Below are 8866 nucleotides of genomic sequence, written 5' to 3' on the forward strand. Positions count from 1 at the left end.
TCATACCCTCATCTAAGCTTTTCAGGACTTGTTTGCGATAATCTAGGGAGTAAGTCATGGTCATTTATAGTAATAATCGTTTAGTTGACTCATTCTATAACATTTTTGAAGTCAGGTGACTATAGAATGAACTGTTTGACACTGGGGTCTTTAATGCCAGGCCAACCTTCAACGCTGCCAAATAAGATATCCATTAGCTCAGGGATTTTGGTCGCAAAGTCGTCGATATAAGGGTCCCAATCGCCATCATAAGCGGTACAAAATAGCACTCTAGTATCATCATCTAAAAATACAAAGCGCAAATCGTGCAACGTCCCAACCCGCGTGGCACCTTTTAGATTGCCGCCAGCGATTTTTAAAATTTCCTTTAGACGCTCTGCACCGCCTTCTTTTAGAGGTGCGATAACCGTTAACTCTGAAACCTTACCTGATTTAAGCCCTTTCTCACCGGCAGTGGTCGTTGAATGATCGTAGCCATCATCCCCGCCTTCTTTTATATTGGCCATCAGAAGATTGGCACGCAGCTTAAAAGCATCGATAGACTCAGTGATTCTGTCTTTTAGATCTTCAGAGTTATCGATAACAGGTTTTTTATTTTTTTTAGCATTATTGTTTTTAGAATCAGTACTCATAATATTCGCCCTTATAATTATGTTGTTATTATTTGGAAATGCTTTATAGAAAGATATCTTCTAAAAAGATACCTTGTACAAAATATATTTATAAAAATAAGTTGTCGATTCGCTATCAACTTATTGGTTCTTACCATATCAGACATGATAAAAATCTCGAAGCGGAGCAAGTTATTCACACAAAATTAAACAGAGAGCAAACGTCACTCTCATTTAAATTTTGAACAAAATTTTAAATTTATAGTTATTGTTTTATAGTTAATTCTTTATAAAATCGATATGGCCTATATCATGAAAAACTTTAGGTAGATTATTCACCATCCATCCTTGGTGCAGAAACTTAGGCTGTGCCCAGCGTAATTCTATTTATTAGGTGTCTTAAGTTTGGGAGGGTTACCCTATGAATGGATAATAAGGCCCTAGCGGCTGATTTAAAGGCCATCCATGGCGTTGATACGCTTGAGATAGCAGAGGTCAATCTCGAGCAATTCGATAAGGTGGGGGGGGATAAATACCCGCATGTGGTCAAGTCTTGGCGCAGTAATTAGGAGGGCTTAACGGTTTTCTTTAACTACCCTAAAGACATCAGAAAAGCGATTTATACCACTAATGTGATAGAGTCACTAAACAGTGTGATTCGGACGGCGGTGAATAAGCTTAAAATATTCCCGTCTGATCAAGCTGCATTTAAAGTGGTGTACTTAGCAACTCAGCAGGCATCCAAAAAGTGGGCGATGCCGATCCGTAACTGGACGGCTGCTTTAAATCGCTTTATGATTATGTTTGATGATCGTCTCAGTAAGCATTTAATCTCGTATCAGTAAGCATGTAATCTAAAGGGCAGTTACACAGAATCTGGGATGGTCTCGTCGAGTGGCTTTTAATAAGTAACATTAATTTGGTAAGTAATCCTCCTATTTAATGACCATTGATACGTCTGTCCAAACCAAACGGTGGTCTGAACTCTCAAAGTCACTGCTGTCTGTCGTGTTGACCAAATAGTAAAGACTGTCTGAATAATTAGGCCAAAACACACCTGTTTGGTTAATATCGAAACCATATGCTGAGGGTAAGACGTAATCTGCTCTCATTTTCCAATTTGCAGTATGATATCTTGCGTTCTCATTATTTGGTGCATTTTGTTTGCCACCTTGACTACTGGGGATCATGTTTTCAGGTGTATCTTCTGATAAGAGTGAGTTGATATGTTTCGACTTTAAAAGCTGATTGATTGCGGTCACCTTATTAACGCTGGTTGCATCACCTTCGGTAGCCGAGGCATTGTAATCACCCAAAATAATAAAGCGAGTAGCCGGGCTCAGCATCACATTTTTATTTCCACTATCATCATAAAGATAGCTTGATGCTGAGTTAATATAATCCGTCCATAATCTTATTTCATCAAAGTTACGTCGTCCGTTACGATCTTCTTCACTATCAAATACTGGTGGAGTTGGATGTGCAGCAAGAATGTGCAAAACTTGATTGTCCACTAAAATGGGCACGTCGACATGATTTTTTGAGGATAACCTGAAATTCTGCCATGCTTTTTCTTGGTACCAGCTACTGCCATCAGTATTCAATGGCTGTAAGGCATTAGGCATATCTTTCCATAAAAAATTTTGAAAGGTGTGAATGTTTTGAGTATCAATTGGGTATTTAGAAAAAATAGCCATACAGTATTGACCTGGATAATTACCAAATCCGTAGGCATCGTCAGCATCTTGTGTTTTACCATTATTATTTAAGTCGTAACCTGAAACGATTCCGGTATTACAAGTGGGTGTATAGATGTAAGGGTAATTGATGGGTAAAGTTCCATTTTGTGCTACTTGAAGGTAAGCTGAGTTAAAAGTATTCACTGTTTCTGCATTATCATTACCATCAATTTCATTTAGTAATAATATATCAGGATTGGTACGCTGAATAATCTCAGCTATCTTTTTGGCTTGTGGATTATCACCAGCGCTCAAGGCCTCATTTAATAGCCCTTGTGCAGTCACAGGTTTCTGTTGGCCGTTAGCCCTAATTGCATCTAAACCTGCATTAAAAGTGGCAACACGAATTCCTTCTTTGGGCGGTATAATATACTTTGTAGCATTCAGAACATTGACGAATTCTTGTTGAGTTTTTTTGTCTCCCTTAGCATTCGTAGTGAGGAGTTCTACCATATGAGCACCTGGCGTGCTGAACATATGGCTAACACTATCGCCTCGCTTAATGATAGTGTTGTCCCCTTCTAAAAACCTCCATTCATAATGCAGTTCTTGAGCAGCATCTGATTTTTCATCAGTACTAAATGTTAATTTGTGCTTTGTATAAAGGATATTTTGATCTACCTTTATAGTGGGGTTGTCTAAATCCTTTGGCGTATCTGTTGAATTGTCGCTATCGTCGTTGCAGCCTGATAAGGAAGCAGATAATAGAAGCAGACACATAGAAGACATCAAGCGGTATTTGGCTGAGAAATCAGTAGCAGAAAAAGGGGGTTTTACAGAAAAGATGAGCATAGAAATCTTCCTATATGGCGATAAAATCCAGTATTAAAGTGTCTAAACAAACCATCATGACCATGCAAAAAGCTAGGCTCCCCTTAGCGTATTCTTTGATTTTGATAGGAAACTTGCAAGTATTCGGTGTCTTTCTGTGCGCAACATAACTTTACAATTGTCTCAATGTCACTATTTATTAAAAATTGACCAGTGTTTAAAGACTACCGATGTTTAAGCCAACCATTATTTAGTCACTCAACTTATTTTCACCAGCAACCACTTTGAGCGTTTGCCCCACTTCACTGCTATAAGTCTGTTTAAGTATGTCACTGACAAACACCCATTCTGACTGACAGGATTCGGGGGTGGCAGTGATAATCATATATCCACGCTGATTCGGATTCATATATTTCAAATCAGTAATCAACTGTGTCAGTACCGACTGTAATGCCGCTGGTGGAATATTAGGAAGGTATTCTTCAAAACCTGGTGAGCTAACGGAACTGGTCGCAAATTCGACACCGACTGACTCGCCATTCTTATTCGTCAAGTTGCTTGCCCACGCATTGTGGGTGTCGCCAGACAATACCACTAGGTTTTTATTTAATTTTTTGGCAGCATTTAGTAGCCACTCACGCGCTGAACCATAACCGTCCCAAGCGTCGAGATTATAAGGAACCAAAGGCTGTGACAAAATTATTTGTTCTTGCACAGTTAGCTGTTCTGGAATGGTTTGTGCTTTTTGTACCAATCCTAAATAATCATCAATTGCCAACCCAGCATTTGGATTGGCAAGGTTTAAAATGACTGGTGCAGGCAACATCATGCGTGCCATCAGTACTTGTTGACCAAGTATCTGCCATTTTGCGGCTGAGTGTTGTAGTTGGCTAACCAGCCAGTTGCTTTGCCTTAATCCTAACAATTGTCTTTCGGGGTCATTGGTGGCCAATGCAAATGCATCTGTATCGATATACGGATTCCCAATACCATCTACTTTGATAAAACTGGCATAATTAAGTTGTTCATCACGCCCAATGACACGTGTATCTAACATATGCAGGCTTATTAAATCACCAAAATCAAAGCGCCGATAGATTTGACTCTGTACCTCATTACGTATTGGCATCCACTCATGATAAGCGGTGACAGCTGCCAGCTTACGATCATCCCATTTTCCTTCAGTATTAGGTTGGTGATTCTCAGCGCCGCCATCATAGGTGTCATTCGCTAATTCATGATCATCCCATACAGCCATCATGGGCACAGCAGCATGCAATGCTTGCAAATCTGGGTCTGTTCTATATTGGGCATAACGAGTGCGATATTCATTAATATCGACGATTTCTTTCTCTGGCATTACTTCACGATTAAGAGCTGATGCGTTTATCGAAGCATACGCTGGCATGACCATTCCTTGGGAGTCAGTACTGGTACGTCCATATTCGTAGATATAGTCTCCTAAATGGATACAAACATCTAAATCATTGCGTTTGGCTGCATCTGCATATACATGAAAAAACCCTGCTGGATAATTGGCACAGCTAAATACAGCCATTTTTGCGTGATTAACATTGCCAACCGGCAAGGTCTTAGTTCGACCAATAGGACTGGACGTTTTGTTTACTCTAAACTGGTAGTAATAAATGGTATTAGGCTCTAGAGAATCCACATCAATTTTAACAGTATAGTCATTTGTAGCGCTCGTCGTTACCTTACCTTGCGCCACCGTATTGCTCATTTGCTCGTCACGCGCCACAACCCATTCAACCAAAAATTGATGAGAACCTGTCTGTTGGGGCGTCACTCGTGTCCACAATATAACGCGATCAGATAAAGGGTCGCCACTGGCAACGCCATGTATAAAGCTTGCAACTTCATCATTGGTGTGACTGCCATTTTTTGCGTCATCACCACATCCTGTTAATCCTAGACCAGTCGCTCCTACCGTTGTCACACCCAGTGTGTAGCCAAAACCTTGGATAAATCGCCGTCTATCTAGGCGTGTTGCATTTTGAGTCTTGTTGAGGCATTTGTTAGAAGCGTTGGTACTAGTAGAGGATTTAGAAATAGGTAGGTTAGTAGGTTGTTCTAATGTATCCACAAAAATATTATGTATAACTTCTTTTGTTGTACCGCCATTTGCATCAGCATTTTTTTTGGTATTTACTTTTACGGTCTTATTTTTTTTCATCTTGTTGTTGTGCTGACTCATGGTTCACCCTTATCTTTATTTACAATTGAGACAGATTAAAGTTGGTACGAGATAAATATAGTATTCAAAAAAATTGGACAGCGTATAAACGGTTTACTCAATAAGGTTCACGCTGTAAGCGTTTTGTTTTACAAATAATCGCACTGTAGTAACTTATCATCATTGATAGGGCTTATTATTTCTTATAAGTGTGTCATAAATATGACGACCGAACAGTTAGCCCTCCCCCTACCTATATTTCTGCTATTTATTTTGGACTAATGCATAGTCAGGATAAGTATTATCACTACACATTTAAGGTTAGAGCTAAGAAAACGAGCGTTAACTATCAAGATATGGCCCTCTAGTGTACTAGAGGGCCATATCTTGATAGTTAACCGCCACGGAATTGTCGAAGACCAATACGACAATTTCGGGGCGGTTCTTCAGCCATTGAGTTCATACTCTGGATTAATAGCGACCTTCAACCGACGTATCACAGCACTTAATAACATCTCATCAATATCAGTTAATGAGTTTAGTCCGTAGTCATAAGTTTTTAAAATCATAGCTTGTTGGTCTTGCGTTAAGTGTACAGTTATATCGCCATCTACAGTAAGGTGTCTGTAGTCTCGTAATTTTTTTAGATTTATATTACTCATTTCCTTATCCTGTTTTTTATTTTATAAGTTGTAGTTTCGGTTTTTTACTTCCACTGCTTTTTGTTGATGTGCCAGCTTGCTGAAATATATTTTTGATGCTGTATCTACTAAGTATATCGAAGATATATTTCAGTAAGAAACGTTATGACAGATAACTTCGGATAGCAGAAGTCGGTTTTCACTAGTTCCCTTGAGGTGTACCCTATACGGCTAAATCTATAGTGCTATATGGAGAATTGGGAAGAGCTTTCCCATATCGTCCAATGGCGACCGTGCCATGACTTTTAAGTCCGAAACGGTTCACTAACGCTGGTAACTGTAGCAAGCTCTTTATGTAAACTTGCTAATTTAGCTTTGTCAGATGTAACGGATAGTCCCCAAAAGACAGTACGAGTGAATTTTAATCTGGATGAGGATAAACACATTACCCTCAAACGGTACGCGCTTGGAAGCCGAAAAACGGTCACTGAGCTATTAACTGAGATGATCGAGGAAAAGCTGGTTGAGAGGTAGGTATAAAAAGTGGGGGCCGTATAGATTTTATATTGAACTGACTATACGCTATATGCCTAAACAGGTAGTCCAGTATCTAGAATGAACTTTAACAAACAACGAACATTAAAAAAGATCAGAGCACTATACTCGGCAGTGTTTTGATCTTTTTTTAACTTATCCAAAGTAACTCAGCACTGAGTCAAATGAAGGTTTAATATTCCACACCAGTGGCGATATACAGACGATTACTGTCTATGTTGGTTTTAGTTTTATCCAACTGCTTTTGCTCGAGCACACCATCGGTTGACCAAGTGGCAAAATCATCGTCATTAAGCAAACCAAGACGACCATCGCCCATTAACCACAAACCCTCTAGCTTATCATGCGGATAGTTAAAGGCTTTTACGGCGTCTAATACCAGTTTTTTGCTCACAGGTTGAATACCTGATTTGATCAGAGTATCCCAGCCAGAATTTTTATTGAGTGCAGTTATATCAAGCAGATATTGCTCTACAGTTTTGCCAGAAAGCATTAGACCCAGCTTATCGTTTTGCTGAATATTTTTACTTTCTTTAATGCTTTCTAAATCCGTCGCACCATCTAATGAAATTTTATAGATATGCTTTTGTACGCCCGGTTTTTGCAACTCGAAACCACCGTCCCGCTCAATTACCAAGAAGTTATGATTATCTAAAGCCACAATACCGGAGTTCGAGTTTTGAGCTTTCTCTTGCTTATACAGATACTGTGACACTTTACCCGTTTGTAGATTAATAGTCACGATACGAGTGATGTCCTGCTTACGTACTGCTTTAGTCGGGTTGTCCATAGTAGACTGCATGATACCGACCAGCGTGGTCTCATCTGGCGTTATCGCAAGCCCTTCCATTCCACGGTTAGCACGGCGGTTGGCAAACTCAGCAGGTAGTAGAACTTGTTTTTGATTCACAATTAAGTTATTGCGCGCATCGTCAGCAAAAGCATTAATACGACCAATTTCTTTACCCGTGGCATCAAAATGAACGATATGTGGGCCGTATTCATCACTTACCCAAAATGTACCGTCTTTGAGAGCGACTAAACCTTCGCCGTCTAGACCAAAGTTATCGGTTTTTGTTGGATTGGTGGTTTTATTAAAGGGCTTAGTGCTGTCGACCAAAATAGGGTTGCCCGATACGTCATAAGGCGTCTCACCTGTGCCGCCAAAATTAGCCTGATTAGGCAGACCAGAAATTGGTTTGCCTGAGGTATCTTTGAGTAAAATATCTTTAATTTTGATTATTTTTCCTGCTTGGGTAAGCTCAAATAAGCCAATACGCGGAGTATAGTCTGGTGTTGGGAACATTTTTCCTTCACCCAAAGCGCCTTCACTATTGGCATTGGGTCCGCGATCTGTCAAGGCATAAAACTGCATTAGGTTGGTCGGATGTGCTACCGCATCAGAGCCATAGCCACCATTGCGTATTTCAATCACTTCCCCTGACTTTGCAAGTTTTACTTGTAGTAAAGGCGAATAGGGTAGGCTCGTACCTTGCTGGTATGTAGCAATTGTCTCATTCAATATTTGGTTAGTTGCCATGACCGGCGTCTGCGTTTGTACTGGCGCTTGTTGTATCGTACTACAACCACTGACAACGGCTGCAAGGAGTGAGGTGCTTATTGCTGTTATGAGAAGTTTACTCGAGAAGTTTTTAGTCTGATTCATGGTTTAGTCCGATTGATTGAGGGTTTAATCTCTTGCATGTGAAGGTATGATGTGTAGTTTTTGCTTCAAGCCTGATAAGCCGCTTAAGCTAAGGATTTAAGTAAGGTTGTACTAAGTTTTTTATCAAAAAGCATATAGGTTAATTATGTCAGTACGATTAAATCTGAATACCCCCATAATTGTCGGAGACTCAATCCTACCTTGTTAGTAATTTCTGCCTGACTCAGGTAAATTAACCTCCGATAAAGTCGGGTTGGTTCAATGACTTGATAACAAAGGGCATGCTGAAAAATCTGACTCTTCTGGGAGCAGTACCAGCTATGAGATAGAGCTCACCTAATTTCTACGGAATTGACATCCTACACCAGTTGATAATTGTGGGTCATATTGCTCATAGCCTTTGAGCTTGCCTTCATTCACTTTACTCTGCCAATTAGATAACGTTTGCATCTCTATTCCGAGCTACTGAGCAGTTGCACTCAAGTTACGATTGTTGTCTGCTATCTTTTTGACAGCTTCTGCTACAAATTGAGTGCCATGTTATGCCCTTTTAATGCCATAAATCTGATATCGTTCTCTTAGGCTTATATGTGTGTAGCTCACGGTTGCAATCTTGCTTTTGCAGTGGATAATGATTTTGAGGTTAGGGCATCTAGGCCTATTTTTTATCTGCTAAGCCAAATATTTAC

The 8866-nt window shown here is 39.9% G+C and carries 4 protein-coding genes and 3 pseudogenes; 1 reads left to right on the forward strand and 6 read right to left on the reverse strand.

Annotation, left to right across the window (positions count from 1 at the left end):
- Positions 1-122: 122 nt before the first annotated feature.
- Positions 123-632 (reverse strand): annotated as a pseudogene (locus JMY09_RS13945) (hypothetical protein); the annotation flags it as partial.
- Positions 633-1039: 407 nt separating this feature from the next.
- Here JMY09_RS13945 and JMY09_RS14920 point away from each other — a divergent pair.
- Positions 1040-1456 (forward strand): annotated as a pseudogene (locus JMY09_RS14920) (transposase); the annotation flags it as partial.
- A gap of 90 nt (positions 1457-1546) precedes the next feature.
- Here the strand turns inward: JMY09_RS14920 and JMY09_RS13955 are convergent.
- The 5 genes and pseudogenes from JMY09_RS13955 to JMY09_RS14620 all read right to left on the reverse strand — a co-directional run.
- Positions 1547-3142: an endonuclease/exonuclease/phosphatase family protein gene (locus JMY09_RS13955; protein ID WP_201624532.1), complete on the reverse strand. Its 1596-nt coding sequence runs from the start codon at positions 3140-3142 to the stop codon at positions 1547-1549.
- 229 nt (positions 3143-3371) lie between these two features.
- A complete protein-coding gene (locus JMY09_RS13960; protein WP_227677371.1) occupies positions 3372-5336 on the reverse strand; it encodes an alkaline phosphatase D family protein in 1965 nt (654 codons plus the stop codon).
- 425 nt (positions 5337-5761) lie between these two features.
- Entirely contained in the window at positions 5762-5977 is a 216-nt protein-coding gene (locus tag JMY09_RS13965; RefSeq protein WP_201624534.1) for a hypothetical protein, read from the reverse strand.
- 706 nt (positions 5978-6683) lie between these two features.
- Positions 6684-8051, reverse strand: a complete 1368-nt coding sequence (locus tag JMY09_RS13970) for an esterase-like activity of phytase family protein (protein WP_379606753.1) — start codon at positions 8049-8051, stop codon at positions 6684-6686.
- Between the two features lie 498 nt (positions 8052-8549).
- Positions 8550-8681 (reverse strand): annotated as a pseudogene (locus JMY09_RS14620) (IS3-like element ISPar1 family transposase); the annotation flags it as partial.
- Positions 8682-8866 lie beyond the last annotated feature (185 nt).

The sequence above is a fragment of the Psychrobacter urativorans genome (assembly GCF_904846695.1).
Lineage (GTDB): Bacteria > Pseudomonadota > Gammaproteobacteria > Pseudomonadales > Moraxellaceae > Psychrobacter > Psychrobacter urativorans.

Excerpts from the sequence above, each read along its gene's own strand:
- JMY09_RS13965 (WP_201624534.1), bottom strand. The coding sequence starts at position 5,977 with ATGAGTAATATAAATCTAAAAAAATTACGAGACTACAGACACCTTACT.
- JMY09_RS13955 (WP_201624532.1), bottom strand. The coding sequence starts at position 3,142 with ATGCTCATCTTTTCTGTAAAACCCCCTTTTTCTGCTACTGATTTCTCA.
- JMY09_RS13970 (WP_379606753.1), bottom strand. The coding sequence starts at position 8,051 with ATGGCAACTAACCAAATATTGAATGAGACAATTGCTACATACCAGCAA.
- JMY09_RS13960 (WP_227677371.1), bottom strand. The coding sequence starts at position 5,336 with ATGAGTCAGCACAACAACAAGATGAAAAAAAATAAGACCGTAAAAGTA.